This window comes from Polymorphobacter sp., assembly GCF_051860865.1.
Classification (GTDB): domain Bacteria; phylum Pseudomonadota; class Alphaproteobacteria; order Sphingomonadales; family Sphingomonadaceae; genus Sandarakinorhabdus.
In genome coordinates, this window is sequence record NZ_JBIMKZ010000012.1 from 29,353 (window position 1) to 47,127 (window position 17,775).

Consider the following 17,775-nt stretch of genomic DNA (forward strand, 5'->3'; position numbering starts at 1 on the left):
TGATCTCCCAGAATTCGCCGCGGGTCAGCGGGCCGATGGCGAACAGGTCCGGATGCGCGGCGCCGTCGCGACCCAGCAACCGCCCGAGCTGGTCGACCTTCAGCCCCAGCCCCAGCGCATCGGCCACTGCGAGCCCGGCATCGCGCAGCGACGCCAGCAGAGGCGACGTCGTCGTCGCCAGCTCGATGCCCGGCCCGGTGCAGTTGATGATCCGGTGCGCCGGCTCGGTGCGAGTGCCGCCGCCGCGCAGCGCGATCGTCACCGTCGCCGCGCCGTCGCCCGGCGTCACCGTCCGGATTCGCCCGGCCAGCGCCTCGAAGCGGCCTTGCGCGGTCATCCCGGCCAGGATCGCCGCTACGGTCGGCGCCATCCGGTGGCGGTGCACGTCCCAATAGGGCCGCAGGTGGCGCAGGAAGCGGCGGCGGTCGGTGGTCGCCATATGCTGCCAGATATGCTGGGTCCACGGCCGCAGCTGGTCGACCGCCTGGCGCCAGCCCAGCGCTTCTCCCTGTTGGCGGACGCGCTTGACCAGCGCCGCCAGCCCCACCGGCACGCCGTCGAGCGGCGGCGGCGGCGGGCTCGAATCATGCGCGCGCGGTAGCAGGCCGCGCCGTGACACGGCGACGATCCGGCCCTGATGGCCGTCGGCCAGCAACATCAGCGCGACATCGACCGCGGTCAGCCCGGTGCCGACCAGCACGACGCTGTCATCCGGGGCAATGCCCTCCAGGGCCGTGTCGGTCCAAGGATCGGGCGCGATCAACTCCTTGGGCAGCCCCTCCGGCAGCGTCTGCCGGCCGAGGCCCGCCGGCAGCGCCGGAGACGGGTTGCCGGTTGCGAGCACGACGCGGCTGCACAGATGCTCGCCGCCGCCCGCGACGTGCAGGCGATAGCCGCCCTCGGCATCCGAAAAGCCGGTCACTGCCTGGGGGATGATCCGCAGCCGTCCGGGGGAGGCGGCCTGGGCCTCGGCGAATACCGCCTTCACATAGCGGCCGAACAGTGCGCGCGGCACGAAGCCGTTGCGCGGGGCGTCCGGCTGCCGGGCCAGCCAGGCGACAAAATGATCGGGTTTGTCGGCAAAGGCGCTCATGTTGCGGGCGCGGACGTTGAGCAGATGGGCCGGATGCCGCGTGCCATAGGCCAGACCTGTGCCCGCCACGCCGCGGCTTTCGAACAGCAGAAGGTCAGGGCCGGGCGATTCCAGCAAGTTGACTGCAAGCAACGTCCCGGAAAAGCCACCGCCGATGATCGCTACAGGCAGGGTCATTCAGTCGATACTCCTCGCGACACGAACTTCGTCGGGCTTCACATGACGGATCGTCGCCGAATTGCCAATTGATCCCGTTGAAAAACCTTGAAAGCGCGCCTAGGGACCGGCGATGCTCAACATGAAGACCCGTTATGCCATCCGCGCGTTGCAGCATCTGGCAAGTCGCTATGGCGATGGACCCGTCCCCATCGACGAGATCGCCGAGGACCGGCGCATTCCGAGAAAGTTCCTCACCGTCATCCTGTCCGAGCTGAGCCGCAGCGGGCTGGTGCTCGCCCGCAAGGGGCGCAGCGGCGGCTATGTGCTCAATCGCCCGCCCGACGAGCTGCGGCTGGGCGATATCATCCGTATCACCCGGGGCTCGCTGGCGCTGGTGCCCTGCGCCAGCCGGTTCAACCATGTACCGTGCGACAATTGCGTGCCGGAAAGCACCTGCGAGCTGCGGCTGATCATGCTCGCGGTGCGCGACGCCACGGCCCAGGTGCTCGACCGGCTGACTCTTGCCGACCGCCCGCCGCGCGAGCTGCACCTCTGAACAAAAGTCAATTATTTCAGTGTATTGAATGCAGTCCGGCAAAATTGACCGTCACGCGACAAGTAAAAACGACATTTCTTGCAGCCCGGCACAGGCGGGGCTTAGATCGGCACCGAGAACAAGGGGCCTGATCATGAAATTGCGACTGGGACTGATCACCGTTTTCGCCACGCTCGGCCTCGCCGCCGCGGTGGGCGCCGCCGACCTCTCGGTCTACGCCGGCCTGTCGGGCGCGACGCTGCTGGACAGCGGCTCGATGGTCGTCGCCGCCGGCGGCCCGTCGGCGCGCGAAGAGGCGTTCGAATATCTACAGCGTCCCGATGGTGGCCATGTCCTGCTGAACACCATCACCGCCGCCGACGGCAAATACCGGGTGCAGGCGCGCTTCGACCTCGACAAGGACTGGCGCTCAGAAAACGCTTATGGAATCGGTCTGTACGACGGCAAGCCGGTCGATGTCGTGATGCGCTTGGCCGGTCGCGAAGTGAAGATCTCGGTACGCCCGCGCGACGCCGCGCTCGGCGGCCTGTCGAGCGACCCCGTCGCCGTCTGTGATCCCGATTGTTTCATCAACATGTCGCCGAGCATCACCTCGATGTTCGTGATGACCCGCCATTATGACTTTGCGCGAGGCGGCGCCCAGACCTTCCGCTGGACCGGCCAGGACCTCGACCGCGTCCGCACCCTGTCCGGCGGCACCGCCACCCTGTCGTTCAAGGGCGAGGTTGCCGCCACGCGCGCTGGCGGCGCGTCGATGGCGGTGCGCCATTTCACCTTCGTCGAGCGGATGCCGGACCCCAAGGGCGGCACTTACAGCCTGAATTTCGACATGTGGACCGACACCGAACACAGGCCGCTCGGCTTCAAGATCGTCTTCAACGGCGGCAACCCGTCCGGCGTCGTCGGCTGGCGCAAGGGCTATGAGGATGTCCGCGCGGTGCTGATCCCCCCTCGCTAGCGCGCTCCTTAACCCGCCAGCACCCGGTCTGCGACAAAGGCATTGGTCCGCCGCTCGGTGGCGAAGTCGCTCATCGGGCCATGGCCGGGCACGAACATCGTCTCGCCGCCCAGCGGCCACAGCCGCTCGGTGATCGCGCGGATCAAGTCGCCGTGGTTGCCGCGCGGAAAGTCGGTCCGTCCGATCGACCCTTGGAACAGCACGTCGCCGACGATCGCCAGCTTCGACGGCGCATGATAGAAAACGACATGCCCCGGCGTATGCCCCGGGCAGTGGATGACATCGAAGACCAGCTCGCCCACCGTCACCGTATCGCCCTGATACAGCCAGCGGTCCGGGGTGAACGCGGTCGCCCCGGCGATCCCGTAATTGGCGCCCAGCGCCGGCGCCTGGTCGATCCAGAATTTGTCGTCCGGATGCGGTCCCTCGATCGGCACGCCCAGCTCCTGCGCCAGCACACCAGTCATCCCGCAATGATCGATGTGGCCATGGGTGACGAGCAGCTTTTCGATGGTCACGCCATGCTGTTTCGCCACCGCCTTCAGCCGGTCGAGGTCGCCGCCGGGGTCGGTGAAGGCGCCCTTCATGGTCTTGGTGCACCAGAGCAGGGTGCAATTCTGCTGGAGCGGCGTCACCGGGACAATGACGGCCTGGAGGGGAGGGGTCTCGGACATGGCGTCACTCCTATCGCGCCCGCCCTTCTTCTTCCAGTCGTTTGCCCCTAGGAAGGCGCCGTGTTCGATCCCGTTCGCCCGTTCGTCCTCCTCGATGATGCCAGCACGGGCCGGGCGACGCTGTTCACCGGCCCGGCCGAGACCGTCGAGGCGACCACCGCGGCCGAGGTGGCGCCGGCACTGGCCCGGCTGCGTTCGGGCGGCGATTGGGCCGGCTTCATCGGCTATGAGGCCGGCCACGCACTCGAACCACGGCTGGCGGCGCAGGCACGGCCCGTTACCGACACGCCGCTGCTCTGGTTCGCCCGCTTCACCGACGCGGCGCCCGTCGACGTCGATGCCCTGCTCGCCGGCCATGGCGCCGCCCGCCTCGGCCGGCTCGAACCCGGCATCAGCGAGGCTGCCCATGCCGCCGCGCTCGCCCGGGTCCAGGCGCTGATCGCCGCCGGGGACATCTATCAGGCCAATCTCACCTTTCCGGCCCGCCTCGAGTTTTCCGGCCATCCACTGGCGCTCTACGCCGCGCTGCGCCCCGGCAGCCGCGCCCCCTATGGCGCCCTCGTGCATACTGGCCGTCACTGGCTGCTCAGCTTCTCGCCCGAGCTGTTCTTCAATCTGCACGGCCGCACCCTGACCGCCCGGCCGATGAAGGGCACCGCCCGGCGCGGCGCCGACGCCGCCGAGGACACCGCCATTGCCGCCGCCCTCCAGGCCGACCCCAAGAACCGCGCCGAAAACCTCATGATTGTCGACCTGCTGCGCAACGACCTTTCGCGCGTTGCCTCCAAGGTCGAGGTGCCGGCGCTGTTCGAGGTCGAAACCTATCCGAGCATCCTGCAGATGACCTCGACGATCACCGCCGAGGCGCACCACGGCATCACCGCCGCCGATGTGCTGGCTCGGCTGTTTCCCTGCGGCTCGGTCACTGGCGCCCCCAAGATCCGCGCCATGGAGGTGATCGCCGAGGTCGAGCCCGCCCCCCGCGGCCCCTACACCGGCAGCATCGGCGCCGTTCGCGCCAATGGCGACGCCGTGTTCAACGTCGCCATCCGCACGCTGGTCATCGGCAAGGGCGATCGTCACGCTGCCCTCGGCCTCGGCTCCGGCATCATCGCCGACAGCGATCCCGCCGCCGAATGGCAGGAATGCCTGGCCAAGGCCGCCTTCCTGTCGCGCGGCGGCCCGCCGGACCTGATCGAGACGATGCGTCTGACAGACGGGCAGCTGCCCGATCTCGAAGCCCATCTCATCCGCATGAGCCGCAGCGCCGCCTTCCTAGGCCTGTCGTTCGACGAAGCCGCCGCCCGCGCCGTCGTCGCCGAGGCCATTGCCGGCGTGTCGGATGGGCGGCTCCGCCTGCTCGCCAGCCCGGCCGGGCATCACGCCGTCCAGCTGTCCGCGCCGCCGCCGCCGCTCGCCTTGCCGCTGCGCGTCAAGATCGTCCCGCTGCCGGTATCCCCAGCCGACTGGCGGCTGCGCCACAAGACTAGCGACCGCGCGTTCTATGACAACGCCCGCAAGGCCGCCGGCACCGCCGAAGTCCTTTTCGAGACAGACGACGGCCAGCTGACCGAAGGCAGCTTCACCACGCTGTTCGTATCTCGCGGCGACCGGCTGCTGACCCCGCCGGCAGCGCTCGGCCTGCTCCCCGGCGTGCTCCGCGCCCGGCTGCTCGCCAGCGGCGAGGCCGTGGAATCCCCGCTCACCCGCGCCGACCTTGTCCACGGCTTTTTCGTCGGCAATGCCCTGCGCGGCCTGATGCCGGCCATTCTTGCGTTATAGCCGATTGCCAGCCGCCCCCGGCCCCCGCTAAAGCGCCGGCACCACACAAGGAACCTGCCGCCCATGTCGCTCCTCTCCGCCGCTATCCAGCGCATCAATCCCAGCCCGACCATCGCCATCACCAACAAGGCCGCCACCCTCAAGGCGGAAGGCCGCGATGTCATCGGCCTGGCAGCCGGCGAGCCGGATTTCGACACGCCCGATTTCGTGAAAGAGGCCGCCATCGCTGCCATCCGCGCCGGCAAGACCAAATACACCGCCGTCGACGGCACCCCCGAGCTGAAGGCCGCCATCCAGGCCAAGTTCAAGCGCGACAACAACCTCGATTACGGGCTCGACCAGATCACCGTGAACGCCGGCGGCAAGCACACCATCTTCAACGCCCTGCTCGCCACGCTCGATGCCGGCGACGAGGTGATCATCCCGGCGCCCTATTGGGTCAGCTACCCGGACATCGTCCAGCTCGCCGGCGCTACCCCGGTAATCCTGCCCTGCGGGATCGACCAGGGCTTCAAGCTGCTGCCCGCCCAGCTCGATGCCGCCATCACCCCCAAAACCAAGTGGCTGATTTTCAACTCGCCCAGCAACCCCACCGGCGCCGCCTACACCCGCGCCGAACTCGCCGCGCTGGGCGAAGTGCTGCTGCGCCACCCCCATGTCCTCGTCATGTCCGACGACATGTACGAGCACATCGTCTACGATGATTTCGATTTCGGCACCCTCGCCGAAGTGACCCCCGGCCTTTTCGACCGCACGCTCACTGTCAACGGCGCCTCCAAGGCCTATGCCATGACCGGCTGGCGCATCGGCTTCGCCGGCGGCCCCGCGTGGCTGATCAAGGCCATATCCAAGCTCCAGTCGCAGAGCACCTCCAACCCCTGCTCGATCTCGATGGCCGCCACCGTCGCGGCGCTGAACGGCGACCAGTCCTTCCTCAAGGAACGCAACGCCGCCTTCCAGCGTCGCCGCGATCTCGTCGTCCGGATGCTCAACGACACCCCCGGCCTGATCTGCCCGCGCCCCGAAGGCGCCTTCTACGTCTACCCGGACTGCGCCGGCCTGATCGGCAAGTGCACGCCCTCGGGCGCCACCCTCGCCACCGATGAAGACGTCGCCGGCTATTTCCTCGAAAGCCAGGGCGTCGCCGTCGTCCACGGCGCCGCCTTCGGTGGCTCCCCCGCCTTCCGCATCAGCTACGCCACCGCCGACAGCGTCCTCGAAGACGCCTGCCGCCGTATCCAGAAGGCGGTCGCCGCGCTGAGTTAAGGGAAGGGGGGCCTCCGGCGGCTGGGGGCGAAGCCTCCAGACCCCAAAACGGGGTTCGTTCACCGCGATGTCCGTTGGTGCTCGGGAGTGGCGCCATTCATGGGGTCTGGGGGCTTCGCCTCCAGCCGCCGGAGGCTTCTTCTTTCAATTGCGCTGGGCTGCCTTACCGGACCGCCAGCACCAGCGCGTGCAGCGCCAGGCCGATGCAGCCGCCGATCAGGGTGCCGTTGATGCGGATGAACTGCAGGTCGCGGCCCACGGCGCTTTCGAGCTTGTTGGTGACGGTGGTGGCGTCCCAGCCGCGCACGGTGGCGGAGACGAGGCCGACGATGCCCTGGCCATAGCGGTTAACAAGTCCGACGCCGAGCCGGCGCAGCTGGGTGTTGAGGCTGGCGCGCAGCATTGGGTCGGCTTCGATGCGCTGGCCGATGGCGGCGAACGCCTGGACGAGGCGGCTGTCGGGTGCCGAGGCGGGGGCATCGAGACGCTTGACGAGGCCGGCGCGGGCGCTGTCCCAAAGGCTGCCAATCCATTGACCCAGCGCCGGGTTGTCGATGAGGTCGCGCTTGAAGGCTTCGACGGGCAGGCGGGCCTCGGGGTCATTGCGCAGCGAGTCGGCCCAGCCGCGCAGGCTGACCTCGAGCCGGGCGCGCAGCGGATGCTCGGGGTCGGCGGCGATCTGGGTGAGCAGGCTGCGGATGCCCTCGATCAGCTGGTCGGAGACGCGTGTGTCGATGTTGACGGCGCGGAGCAGCCAGTTGGTGCGGTCCTTGACCATCTCGCGGATGGTGGACTGCTGGTCGTCGAGCATGGCCAGCGCCCAGTCGAGCCCGGCATCGAGTACCGGCACATGGCGGCGGCGGTCGAGCGTGGTGTCGACGGCGTCGGCGACGAGCGGGGAGAGCGCCATGGCGCGCAGCCGGTCGGCGGTGCCAGCCTTGACCAGCTCGCCGATATGCGGGGTGTCGAGCAGCCGGATCAGCTTGGCGATGAGCGGGCCGAGGCCCTGCGGTCCGGTCGCCGGCTGCCCCGTGAGCGGCGGGGAGCCGGGCGCGGCCAGCCAGGCGGCGGCGGCGCCGGCGATGTCGACGCCGTGCAGCCGCCGCGCCAGCACCGAGGGGGTGAGGAAATTGTCCTTGAGGAAGCTGGCCAGGCTATCGCCAATACGGTCCTTGTTGGCCGGGATGATGGCGGTGTGGGGTATCGGCAGGCCGAGCGGATGGCGGAACAGCGCTGTCACCGCAAACCAGTCCGCCAGACCGCCGACGAGCGCGGCTTCGGCAAAGGCTTTGACCCAGGGCAGGGCAGGGTGGGCGTCCTCGAAGCGCAGCGTGGAGACAAACAGCAGCGCCATGCCGAGCAGCAGCAGCGTCGCGGCCAGCCGCATACGGTGGAACGGCGTCTCGGGCAGGCGGAAGGGCTTCAGGCGCAAGGGTTTGAAAGAGGCCAGCTCGAGGTCTACTCCGCAGGGGCCGGCGGCGGTGCCGGGCGCGTCCCCGTCTTAGCAGGTGTCTCGTTGTTGGTGAACCAGCGGCGCAGGCGCGGCGCCAGCCATTCTTCGGCGCCGATCGCCAGGCTGAAGGTTGCCGGCACGATCACCAGCGTCAGCGCGGTGGACATGATCAGCCCGCCGATGACGACGATCCCCATCGGCGCCCGCCACGAGCCATCTCCGGATAAGGACAGGGCGATCGGCAACATGCCGGCCACCATCGCCACCGTGGTCATAACGATCGGCTGCACGCGCTTGTGCCCGGCCTCGATGATCGCGTCGCGCAGCGTCGCACCATGCGCCAGTTCCTCGATCGCCATGTCGACGAGCAGGATCGAGTTCTTGGCGACGATGCCGAGCAGCATCAGCAGGCCGATGAACACCGGCATCGAGATGACATTGCCGGTCAGGTGTAGCGCGATGCCGCCGCCCAGCGGCGCGAGCAGCAGCGAGCCCATGTTGACGAACGGTGGCAGCACCCTCTTGTAGAGCAGCACCAGCACCGCAAACACCAGCAGCACGCCGGCCACCACGGCGACGATGAAGTTGGTCAGCAGTTCCATCTGCCATTTCTGCTCGCCGAACTTCACCTTCTCGATACCGGGCGGCAGGTTGGCCAGGCTCGGCAGCGCGTTGATCTTCGGCTCGGCATCACCGGTCACTAGTCCCGGCGCCAGGTCGGCGCCGATCAGCACGCGGCGCTGCTGGTTGAACCGGCGGATCTCGGTAGCGCCGGCGCCGAAGCTGACATCGGCGACCACTTTCAGCGGCACCGACCCGCCGGTCGCCGTCGGCACCGGCAGATTTTCCAGCGTGGAGAGGCTCTTGCGCGAATCCTCGGTAATGGCGACGCGGATCGGGATCTGCCGGTCCTCCAGCGAGAAGCGGGCGACATTCTGGTCGATATCGCCGAGCGTGGCGATGCGGATGGTCTCGGACAGCGCGGCGGTCGTCACTCCCATCTCGGCCGCCATGTCGAGCCGCGGCCGGATGGTGATCTCCGGCCGGCGATAATCGCCCTCTATCCGCACCTGGCGCAGCTGCGGCAGGGTGCGCATCTCCTCGACGACGCGGAACGCCGCCTGGTCGAGCAGCGCCGGGTCGCTGCCGGCGATCACCACCTGAATGTCGCGCCCAGCCCCGCCGCCGCCCGGCCCCTGCACCTGGAAGCCGATCCGCGCGTCGGCGATGGTCGCGAGTTTCGGCGTCATCGCGCGTTCGAACTCGACGCTGGAAATCGGCCGGTCGTCGCGCAGCGTCAGATAGATGGTCGAGGCGCCGGGTTCGATTTCCGCGAACACCGCCGACACCACCGGCGACGCGCGGAGGATCGCGCTGGCCTTGTCGACGACCGCCTCTGTCTGCTGGATGGTCGTGCCGGGCGGCAGCTCGATCTTCACCTGGGCAAAATCGGTATCGACGCGCGGCTGGAAGGTGATCGGCAGCGTCACGAACGACACCACGGTCGCCGCCAGCGCTACCCCGCCCAGCGCCACCGTCTTCCAGCGATGGTCGAGCGACCAGCGCAGGATGCGCATGTAGAAGTGCACCCAGCGCCCCTCGCCATGCTCGGCCTGGCCGGCGCTCTTGAGGAAATAGGCGGCGAGCATCGGTGTGATCAGCCGTGCCACGGCAAGGCTGAGCAGCACCGCGACCACCACGGTCAGCCCGAAATTCTTGAAAAACTCGCCCGAAATCCCAGGCATGATGCCGACGGGGAAAAACACCGCGACAATCGCCATGGTGGTGGCCAGCACCGCCAGCCCGATCTCGTCGGCGGCATCGATCGAGGCCTGATAGGCGGTCTTGCCCATGCGCATATGGCGAACGATGTTCTCGATTTCGACGATCGCATCGTCGACCAGCACGCCTGCCACCAGCGAAAGCGCCAGCAGCGACAGCGAATTGAGAGAAAACCCGAGCATGTCCATGAACCAGAAGGCCGGGATCGCCGACAGCGGGATCGCCAGCGCCGAGATGATCGTCGCCCGCCAGTCCTTCAGAAACAGGAACACCACCAGCACGGCGAGGATTGCGCCCTCGACCATCGCCGCCACCGCCGAATTATACTGCTGCTTGGTGTAATCGACCGAGGTGAACAGCTGGCTGAACTTGATCTTGGGGTTTTCGGCGGCGATCTCGTCGAGCGCCTTGACCGCATTGTCATAGACGGTGACGTCGGACGAACCCTTGGCCTTCTCCAGCGCGATCGACACAACCTGCCGGCCGTTCATCTTCGAGAAGCTGCGCTGCTCGGCGTATAGGTCCTTCACCTCGGCGATGTCGGACAGACGCACCCGCCGCCCGCCGCGCACGGTGATCTGGGTCTCGCCCAGCGCCCGCGCATCGGCCGCATTGCCCAGCACCCGCACCGATTGCTCGGAACCGGCGATTTCCGTCCGCCCGCCAGCGGCATTGAGGTTGACCAGCCGCAACTGATCGTTGACCTCGGCCGCCGTCACCCCGAGCGCCTGCAGCCGGGCCGGATCGATGATCACCCGCATCTCGCGGCTGACTCCGCCGCCGCGCCGCACGGCCGCCATGCCGGGGATGCCGAGCAGTTTTTTGGCCACGGTGTCGTCGACAAACCAGCTCAGTTCCTCGAGCGTCATGTCGACCGCCTCGACCGAGAAATAGGCGATCGGCCCGCTGATCCCGTCGATCCGCTTGACCTGCGGCTGGAGGATGCCGGCCGGCAGGTCGGCGCGAATATTGGCGATGGCGTCGCGCACGTCGTTGACGCCGCGGTCGATCGGCGTGCCGATGGCGAACTGGACCACCGTCCGGCTGCTGCCCTCGCTCACATAGGAGCTGATCTCGTCGATGCCGTTGATGCCGCGTACGGCGGCCTCGACGCGCTGCGTCACCTGGGTCTCCAGCTCGGTCGGCGCTGCGCCGGGCTGGTTGACGATCACCTGGGCGATCGGGAAATTGACATCCGGATTGTCGTTGATGTCCATCGTCACGAAGCTGATGATGCCGGCCAGCGTCAGCATGAAGAACGCCACCAGCGGCGCCACCGGGTTGCGGATCGACCAGGAAGATATGTTGCGCACGCGCTAGCTCTTCGGCGCGAGCACGGGCTTGATCGTCTCTCCGGCGCGCAGGAAGGCCCCGGCCGACACCACCACCCGCTCCTGGCCGTCGAGGCCGCTGGCGATGCTGACGCCCTGGTCGTTGACCGAGCCGACGGTCACGCCGCGCCGCTGGACCTTGTTGTCCGGCCCCGCCACCAGCACGTAATTGCCCTTGTCGTCGACCTGGATCGCCGATTGCGGCAGCACCGGCCGCACGCCGGTGCCGGACTCGATCCGGGCGCGAGCAAAGGCGCCGACGCGCAGGCCCGGCGAATAGGGCAGGGCGATCCGCACCACGCCAAGACGGCTGACTGCGTCTATCACCGGGTCGATCAGCCAGATCGAGCCGACATAGCTCTCGCTGCTGCCCACCGGCGTCACCTCGGCGCGCATGCCGGGCTTCAGCGTCGTGATGTCCTGCTCCGCCACCTGGGCGCGCATCTCCAGGACGCCGCCCTCGGCCAGCCGGAACAGCGCCGCGCTGCCGGGGCCGACGACCTGCCCGGCCTCGACATTGCGTGCCAGTACCAGCCCGGCGGACGGCGCCCGCACATCGAGCTGGGCGATACGCGCATTGATCTCGCCGAGCTGCGCCCGCGCCACCGCCACCCGCGCCCGCATGCCGTCGCGCGTCGCCGTGCGGCGGTCGATGTCGGCGCGGGAAACAAAGCCGCGCTCTACCAGCGCCAGCGCGCGGTTGAGGTCAGCCTCGGCCAGTGTCAGGTCGGCCTCGGCGGCCCGGATATCGGCGGCGACGCGCGCCGCCTGCTGGGCCTGCACGCTGCGGTCAATCCGCGCCAGAATCTGGCCGCGTTGCACCTGCTGGCCGGCCTCGACCAGCACGGCAGTCACCCGGCCGCCTTCGCCCTGAACACCGATCGACTCGTCGCGCTTTGCCGCAATCGATCCCGGCGCGGTCACCAGCTGCGTCACTTCGCTGGTGCCCGGCACCATCACCGTCACCTGCGGCACCGCCACCGTCACCGCCTGGGGCGCCGCCGCCGGCCCGAACAGCCGCCAGCCGAGCAGCCCGAGCAGGACCACGCCAAGCGCAACCAGCGGCCAGCGAAACCGCTGCAGCCGCGCCGCCCACGAGCCTTCGAAGGCGGAATAGGGATAGACCACCGCCTCTTCCGGCTCCGGCAAGGCGCTACGCTTGTTCATGTTCGTCGTCCTTGGGGCCAATGATTGTCCTGTCTGATGGGTCACCGGCCTGCGCCGCCTATACCTTAGTCAAATTGAGCGGGCTACAGAAATTGCCCCTGAACCGCGCATGTCGGCCGCGCATTTGGCCGCATCCCGGACAGTCGTGCCCGAGAAAAAACCGCTTCGATGCGCACGATGACTATTGTACCGCTGCGATTTATCCCGCTTGAACAAGGAACGCGCCATGACCAGCCTGATCGGTGCCATCATCATCGGCTTCTTCGCCGGCCTGATCGCCGGGTGGCTGGCCCCGGGCCGTCGCCCGGCCGGCTGCCTCGTCACCATCGCCATCGGCATCGCCGGCGCCATCTTTGCCACCTATGGCGGCCGGGCGCTCGGCCTTTACGATGAGGGTGAGACCGCCGGCTTCATCGGCTCGGTGATCGGCGCCATCGGCGTGCTGGCGCTGTGGCGAGCGATGGGCAACAATAAATAAATCCGTTCAGATTCCGGAAAGCCCCGATCCGCCAACGCGGTAGCCAGACCATCCAGGAGCCCCCAATGCGCCGCATCCCCCTCACCGCTGCCCTCGTCCTCTTCGCCGCCGCCGCACCGGCCGCCGCCCAGCAGATGCCGTCGCATGCCTTTTTGAACATGCCGCGCCCGACCACGCTCAGCATCACCGCCGAGGGCCGGGTCATGCGCGCCCCCGATGTCGTCCAGCTCTCCGGCGGTGTCGTCACCACGGCGCCGACCGCCGCCGCCGCCATGGCCGAGAACAACAAGCTGATGACCGCCGTTGTCGCCGCCGTCCGCAAGAGCGGCATCGCCGACCGCGATATCCAGACCAGCAACCTCTCGCTGCAGCCGCAATATCGCTATGAGAACAACCAGCCGCCGGTGCTCACCGGCTATCAGGCAAGCAACACCGTCAATCTCAAAGTCCGCAAGATCGCCAGCGCCGGTGCGCTGATCGATGCGCTGGTCACGAACGGCGCCAACCAGATCCAGGGCCCCAATTTCAGCCTCGACAAGCCCGAGGCGGCACTTGACGAAGCCCGCACCGCGGCCGTCGCCACCGCCCGCGCCCGTGCCGAGCTTTACGCCAAGGCCGCCGGCATGCGCGTCAAGCGCATCGTCGAGATCGGCGAGTCCGGCTCGATGATGCCGCAGCCGCAGCGGATGATGCGGATGGCCGCCGACGAGGCCTCGGCCGCCCCGCCGGTCGAGGGCGGCGAGGTCGGCCTCGTCATCAACGTCAATGTCACGTTCGAGCTGGAGTAGGGCTGGGCGCCTCCGGCCCCGGCCTTCGCCGGGGCAGGCGGCCGGAGCCTCAGGCCACGAATCCCGAATTGCCCAACATGCATAAACTCGAAAGCAGGACCAAAGATACACCGCTTCAATTGAGTTCAAGGAGAATGGGGGATGATAGGGCGCATACTATTTGGGAAAATGTCGTCAACGATCGTCCTGCCGCTCATGCCAATATTTGTTCTTTCAGTCGTTGCAAACATATTTGGTCTCGTTGACGACAGTTCTTTTGCGGCTGCTGCTCGTTGGCTGGCTTTGGCGTATTTAGTTTCGATATTGCTACAGGCAATATACACGGATAAATAGAAATAATTAGAATTTAGTATGGCATTTAATGTGCCGTATTTTATGTCCGCACCTGCTTCTGCCCGGCAGGCTCTAAGTCGATTGTCGAGTGCGCACCTGCGAGTCACAATGCGAGGTTGGTGCTCGTCCGTCCGCACCTAAGCCTTCATCCACCCCCGCAGCTTTGCCTCCAGCACCGCCATCGGCAGCGCCCCGGTATCAAGGCACTGGCCGTGGAAGTCGCGCACATCGAAGCGCGGCCCCAGCGCAGCCGCCGTCTCGCCACGCAGCCGCCTGAAGGTCAGTTCGCCGATCTTGTAGGCGCAGGCCTGGCCCGGATAGGCGATGTAGCGGTCCACCTCCACCGCCACGTCGCGCGGCGCCATCGAGGTGTTGTCGAGCATATAGTCGAGCGCCTGCTGGCGGCCCCAGCGCTGCGCATGCAACCCGGTATCGACCACCAGCCGGACCGCCCGCAGCATCTCCATGTCGAGATGGCCGAACCACTGCCACGGGTCCTCGAACATCCCCAGCTCGCGGCCCAGCGATTCCGCATAGAGCCCCCAGCCCTCGGCATAGGCGGTGTTCGAGCCATAGCGCAGCAGGTCCGGCAGCGTCGCCGTCTCGCGCGCCAGCGTGATCTGGAAGTGATGGCCGGGGATGCCCTCGTGCAGAGTCAGCGTCTCCAGCGTCGGGATCGGCCGGGTCGGCCGCATCGCCATGTTGAAGAACAGCGTGCCGGGGCTGACCCCGTCGGCCGGGCCGGGCTTGTAATAGCCGGTGCCGCGCTGCTCGCCGAGTGCGGGCAGCGGCGCCACCCGGAACGGCGCCTTGGGGGCGCGGTGGAACAGCGCCGGTATCCGCTTCCAGATCCGCGTCTCGATGGCAGCGAACCGCTCGAGCAGCTCGGCATCGCTCTTGCAGTAGAAGGCCGGATTGGTCCGCACATGGTCGAACATCGCCTTGAGGTCCCCGGCAAAGCCAATCCGCCCGCGCACCGCCTCCATCTCGCCCCTGATCCGCGCCACCTCGGAAACGCCCAGCGCATGGATCGCCTCGGCATCGAGGTCGGTCGTCGTATGCTCGGCCAGCTCGGCCGCATAGAGCGCCGCCCCGTCCTTCATCGCCCAGCGCCCCGGCGCCTCACCGGCGCGCGGCCGGTAGCGGCCGCGCAGCATCTCGCCCCAGGCGGCATAGGCCGGCAGCACCTCGCCCTCGATCCGGGCGCGATAGGCCTTTGCCAGCCGGTCGCGGTCCCCGGCCAGCGCCGTCGGCATCCGCTTGATCGCGGCATAAAAGGGGCTGTCCTCCACCGGCAGCGCCAGCATCGCATCGATCTGTCCGAGCACGGCATCGACGATCAGCGCCGGCTGCACGCGGCCCGCCGCCAGCCCCTCGTCGAGCCGCCCCACCATCTGCCGCAGATGCCCGGCAAAACCGTCGAGCCGCACCAGCCCGGCCTCATAATCGGCCAGCGTCGCGAACGGCGCGCCGGCGCCGCTGACGAAGTCTGCGGTCTCGATATGCAGCCCGAAGCTCGGGTTGAGCGGCGCCTCGCGCCGCACCCGCAGCAGCCCGGCATCCAGCTCGGCCGCCTGCGTCCCCGTCTTCCACGCCAGCACATCATAGGCGATTCTGTCGACCGGTCCCAGCGCGTCGCGCGGCAGCGCCGCCAGCGCCCGGGCCTGGCCGCGCTTCGCCGTCTCGAAGGCGCTCGCCCAGCCGTCCGACAGCGGGTCGACGAACACCGCCTTGCGCACGCCCACTTCGCCGAGCGGATCGAGCGCCGCGTCGGCGGCTGTCGCCGCATCGATCAGCGCCCGCAGTCGCGCCGCCGGATCATCGGCGGCCAGCACCGGCCCGGCGCCGGCCAGCGCCGCCCCCGCGCCGATTAGCCCGATAACGCCTCTGCGATCGATCATCCACCGTCTCCCTTGATACAATGATGCATGAACGCTCAGCGCAAGCAATGAACTCCGCATATCCTTGCGTCACACGCAACGAATTCGTGCCCCATGCCGCATTGCGCCCCTTTCTTGTGGCCAGCATTGTCAGGCTAATCAAAAGGGGTTCGGATCATGTCAAAGCTTCTCGCGGCGCTTCTCGCCACCTGCATCGCAACCGGCGCCGCCGCGCAGGATGCCCGGCTGACCGCCATCACCGACGCCAACGTCGTCGATATCGACACCGGCAAGACCATCGCCAATGCTGTCGTGCTGATCGAGAATGACAAGATCACCCGCATCGGCACCGCCGCCGAGGTGTCGGTTCCGGCCGGCGCCCGCCGCCTGTCGATGCCCGGCAAATGGCTGGTGCCCGGCCTGATGAACATGCATGTTCATCTCGGTCTTGTTCTCCCCGGCGCCCAGGGCGCCGAACTGGCCAATGAGACCGACGCCGAGCAGACGCTGCGCATGGCCGCCAACGCCCGGGACACACTGCGCGCCGGCGTCACCACCGTGCGCTTCACCCACACCGACAATGGCAATGACTTCGCCCTCGATCGCGCCATCAAGGCCGGCTATGTTCAGGGTCCGCGCATCGAGACGGCGGGCGAGCTGATCGTCCCCACCGCCGGCCATGGTTTCCGCGAGGTCGATGGCCCCTATGGCTTCGCCAACGCCGTCCGCACCCAGTTCAAGCGCGGCGCCACCTGGATCAAGATCGCCATTTCCGGCGGCATTTCGGACACGCACGGGGCCATCGGTGCGGCGCCGATGACCGACGAGGAAATGAAGGTCCTCGTCGAGGTCGCCCACCGCAATAATATGAAGGTCACCGCCCATAACGGCTCGGTCCAGGCTGCCGAACAGGCGCTGCGCTATGGTATCGATTGCTTCGAGCATGGCTATTACCTCGATGACGCCACGCTGAAGCAGATGAAGGCGAAGGGTGTCTGGCTGGTGCCCACCATTGTCGTCAGCCAGCCCGGCGCCTATGAATTCTACAAGAAAATCGGCTCGCCGCCCTGGTATCTGAAGCGCGTCGAGATGGTCGGCAAGCAGCATTGGGCGATGCTCCAGACCGCGATCAAGCAGGGCGTCAACATCGCGCTGGGCACCGACCAGATGCCCTTCGAGCCGAACGACGGCACCACCTCCACCGTGGCCGAAGCCGAGCTCTATGCCAAGGCCGGCATGACCCCGGTGCAGGCGCTCCAGGCCGCCACCATCCAGCCGGCGCGGATGCTCGGCCTCGACAAGGAAGTCGGCCGTCTGGCGCCTGGCTATTACGCCGACATCATCGCCGTCGATGCCGATCCCACCGCCAACATCAGCGCGCTGCGCACGATCCACTTCGTCATGAAGGGCGGCAGCGTCATTCGTGACGACAATAATCCGGCTGCCATCGATCGTTGAGGTTGCGTTGCGTCAGGCGCAACGAACCGACAGTTACAATGCGGTTGAAACAACACTGTAACTAAAAGACACTCTCTTCAACGAGCGAGCGGTTCAACCGCCCGGAACGCCAACCACTCATCACAGGGGATACCGCATGCGCTGGTTCAAACCGATCTCAATCGCTCTCGGCCTCGCGCTTGCGGCGCCGGCGATGGCAGCCTCGTCGTCCGATGACGCCCTGTCGAAATTCTTCACCTGGTGGAACGAGGCCTACAAGGTCCCCGGTTCCTACACCGCCGACAATTTCCGCAAGCACCTCACCAACGATGCCACGCTGATCCTCGAAGGCAAGACCGTCATCAACGGCGCCGACCAATGGGCAACCCATTTCCAGAAGATCCAGCAGGGCGGCGGCGATGTCGAGCTGGTGGTGCCGTTCAAGGCGGTCTTCCAGAAGGACGACATGATCTACAATTATCATGTCATCCGCTCGCGCCGTGACGGCAAGACCGAATGCGCGCTGGCCGCAGGCCACGCCATCGTCCGCGGCGGCAAGATCGCTTCGATCGTCCTCGTCCGCGCCGACCTCGACAAGGCCAAGGGCCAGACCGACCCGGAATGCTATCCGGACTGAT

Annotated in this window: 14 protein-coding genes; 8 read left to right on the forward strand and 6 right to left on the reverse strand. The window is 67.4% G+C overall.

Features of this window, described 5'->3' with window-relative positions; genetic code table 11:
- Positions 1–1,270 (reverse strand): FAD/NAD(P)-binding protein (locus ACTIFJ_RS03830; RefSeq protein ID WP_439532763.1); only part of this gene is annotated, 1,270 nt, incomplete at its 3' end.
- A 112-nt stretch (positions 1,271–1,382) separates the two neighbouring features.
- On the opposite strand from ACTIFJ_RS03830, the gene ACTIFJ_RS03835 reads away from it, so the two are divergent.
- Together ACTIFJ_RS03835 and ACTIFJ_RS03840 are read left to right on the forward strand one after the other, a co-directional pair.
- Positions 1,383–1,808 carry an RrF2 family transcriptional regulator gene (locus ACTIFJ_RS03835; protein WP_439532764.1) on the forward strand — a complete coding sequence of 142 codons (426 nt, stop codon included), beginning with the start codon at positions 1,383–1,385 and terminating at the stop codon, positions 1,806–1,808.
- Between the two features lie 133 nt (positions 1,809–1,941).
- Positions 1,942–2,766, forward strand: coding sequence for a hypothetical protein (locus tag ACTIFJ_RS03840; RefSeq protein ID WP_439532765.1), 825 nt, complete (start codon positions 1,942–1,944; stop codon positions 2,764–2,766).
- A gap of 8 nt (positions 2,767–2,774) precedes the next feature.
- Here the strand turns inward: ACTIFJ_RS03840 and ACTIFJ_RS03845 are convergent, their stop codons facing one another.
- Positions 2,775–3,440 carry an MBL fold metallo-hydrolase gene (locus tag ACTIFJ_RS03845; RefSeq protein ID WP_439532766.1) on the reverse strand — a complete coding sequence of 222 codons (666 nt, stop codon included), beginning with the start codon at positions 3,438–3,440 and terminating at the stop codon, positions 2,775–2,777.
- 60 nt (positions 3,441–3,500) lie between these two features.
- On the opposite strand from ACTIFJ_RS03845, the gene pabB reads away from it, so the two are divergent.
- On the forward strand, positions 3,501–5,222 hold the full coding sequence (pabB, locus tag ACTIFJ_RS03850; protein WP_439532767.1) for an aminodeoxychorismate synthase component I: 1,722 nt from the start codon (positions 3,501–3,503) through the stop codon (positions 5,220–5,222).
- 63 nt (positions 5,223–5,285) lie between these two features.
- On the forward strand, positions 5,286–6,488 hold the full coding sequence (locus ACTIFJ_RS03855) for a pyridoxal phosphate-dependent aminotransferase (RefSeq protein WP_439532768.1): 1,203 nt from the start codon (positions 5,286–5,288) through the stop codon (positions 6,486–6,488).
- A 163-nt stretch (positions 6,489–6,651) separates the two neighbouring features.
- On the opposite strand, the gene ACTIFJ_RS03860 is transcribed toward ACTIFJ_RS03855, so the two are convergent.
- From ACTIFJ_RS03860 to ACTIFJ_RS03870, 3 genes are read right to left on the reverse strand one after another with little or no spacing between them, the layout of a single operon-like run.
- The gene (locus ACTIFJ_RS03860) at positions 6,652–7,920 is read right to left on the reverse strand and encodes a DUF445 domain-containing protein (protein WP_439532769.1); all 1,269 of its coding nucleotides are present in this window, start codon (positions 7,918–7,920) and stop codon (positions 6,652–6,654) included.
- Positions 7,921–7,946: 26 nt separating this feature from the next.
- Positions 7,947–11,036 carry an efflux RND transporter permease subunit gene (locus ACTIFJ_RS03865; RefSeq protein ID WP_439532770.1) on the reverse strand — a complete coding sequence of 1,030 codons (3,090 nt, stop codon included), beginning with the start codon at positions 11,034–11,036 and terminating at the stop codon, positions 7,947–7,949.
- A 3-nt stretch (positions 11,037–11,039) separates the two neighbouring features.
- Positions 11,040–12,221, reverse strand: a complete 1,182-nt coding sequence (locus ACTIFJ_RS03870; protein ID WP_439532771.1) for an efflux RND transporter periplasmic adaptor subunit — start codon at positions 12,219–12,221, stop codon at positions 11,040–11,042.
- 226 nt (positions 12,222–12,447) lie between these two features.
- Here ACTIFJ_RS03870 and ACTIFJ_RS03875 point away from each other — a divergent pair, with 226 nt between their 5' ends.
- Positions 12,448–12,699, forward strand: a complete 252-nt coding sequence (locus tag ACTIFJ_RS03875; RefSeq protein WP_439532772.1) for a GlsB/YeaQ/YmgE family stress response membrane protein — start codon at positions 12,448–12,450, stop codon at positions 12,697–12,699.
- Between the two features lie 65 nt (positions 12,700–12,764).
- Positions 12,765–13,487, forward strand: a complete 723-nt coding sequence (locus ACTIFJ_RS03880; protein WP_439532773.1) for an SIMPL domain-containing protein — start codon at positions 12,765–12,767, stop codon at positions 13,485–13,487.
- A gap of 470 nt (positions 13,488–13,957) precedes the next feature.
- Here the strand turns inward: ACTIFJ_RS03880 and ACTIFJ_RS03885 are convergent, their stop codons facing one another.
- Positions 13,958–15,721 (reverse strand): DUF885 domain-containing protein, encoded by a 1,764-nt coding sequence (locus tag ACTIFJ_RS03885; RefSeq protein ID WP_439532774.1) that lies wholly within the window; start codon positions 15,719–15,721, stop codon positions 13,958–13,960.
- Positions 15,722–15,877: 156 nt separating this feature from the next.
- Here ACTIFJ_RS03885 and ACTIFJ_RS03890 point away from each other — a divergent pair, with 156 nt between their 5' ends.
- Together ACTIFJ_RS03890 and ACTIFJ_RS03895 are read left to right on the forward strand one after the other, a co-directional pair.
- Complete coding sequence (locus ACTIFJ_RS03890) at positions 15,878–17,158, forward strand: amidohydrolase family protein (RefSeq protein ID WP_439532775.1); 1,281 nt, start codon at positions 15,878–15,880, stop codon at positions 17,156–17,158.
- A 136-nt stretch (positions 17,159–17,294) separates the two neighbouring features.
- Positions 17,295–17,774, forward strand: coding sequence for a hypothetical protein (locus tag ACTIFJ_RS03895; protein ID WP_439532776.1), 480 nt, complete (start codon positions 17,295–17,297; stop codon positions 17,772–17,774).
- The last annotated feature ends 1 nt before the right edge of the window (position 17,775 follow it).

What these genes read in the sequence shown, in the direction of transcription:
- ACTIFJ_RS03835 (WP_439532764.1), top strand. Translation starts at nt 1,383, where the DNA reads ATGCTCAACATGAAGACCCGTTATGCCATCCGCGCGTTGCAGCATCTG.
- ACTIFJ_RS03840 (WP_439532765.1), top strand. Translation starts at nt 1,942, where the DNA reads ATGAAATTGCGACTGGGACTGATCACCGTTTTCGCCACGCTCGGCCTC.
- ACTIFJ_RS03845 (WP_439532766.1), bottom strand. Translation starts at nt 3,440, where the DNA reads ATGTCCGAGACCCCTCCCCTCCAGGCCGTCATTGTCCCGGTGACGCCG.
- ACTIFJ_RS03855 (WP_439532768.1), top strand. Translation starts at nt 5,286, where the DNA reads ATGTCGCTCCTCTCCGCCGCTATCCAGCGCATCAATCCCAGCCCGACC.
- ACTIFJ_RS03870 (WP_439532771.1), bottom strand. Translation starts at nt 12,221, where the DNA reads ATGAACAAGCGTAGCGCCTTGCCGGAGCCGGAAGAGGCGGTGGTCTAT.
- ACTIFJ_RS03875 (WP_439532772.1), top strand. Translation starts at nt 12,448, where the DNA reads ATGACCAGCCTGATCGGTGCCATCATCATCGGCTTCTTCGCCGGCCTG.
- ACTIFJ_RS03880 (WP_439532773.1), top strand. Translation starts at nt 12,765, where the DNA reads ATGCGCCGCATCCCCCTCACCGCTGCCCTCGTCCTCTTCGCCGCCGCC.
- ACTIFJ_RS03885 (WP_439532774.1), bottom strand. Translation starts at nt 15,721, where the DNA reads ATGATCGATCGCAGAGGCGTTATCGGGCTAATCGGCGCGGGGGCGGCG.
- ACTIFJ_RS03890 (WP_439532775.1), top strand. Translation starts at nt 15,878, where the DNA reads ATGTCAAAGCTTCTCGCGGCGCTTCTCGCCACCTGCATCGCAACCGGC.
- ACTIFJ_RS03895 (WP_439532776.1), top strand. Translation starts at nt 17,295, where the DNA reads ATGCGCTGGTTCAAACCGATCTCAATCGCTCTCGGCCTCGCGCTTGCG.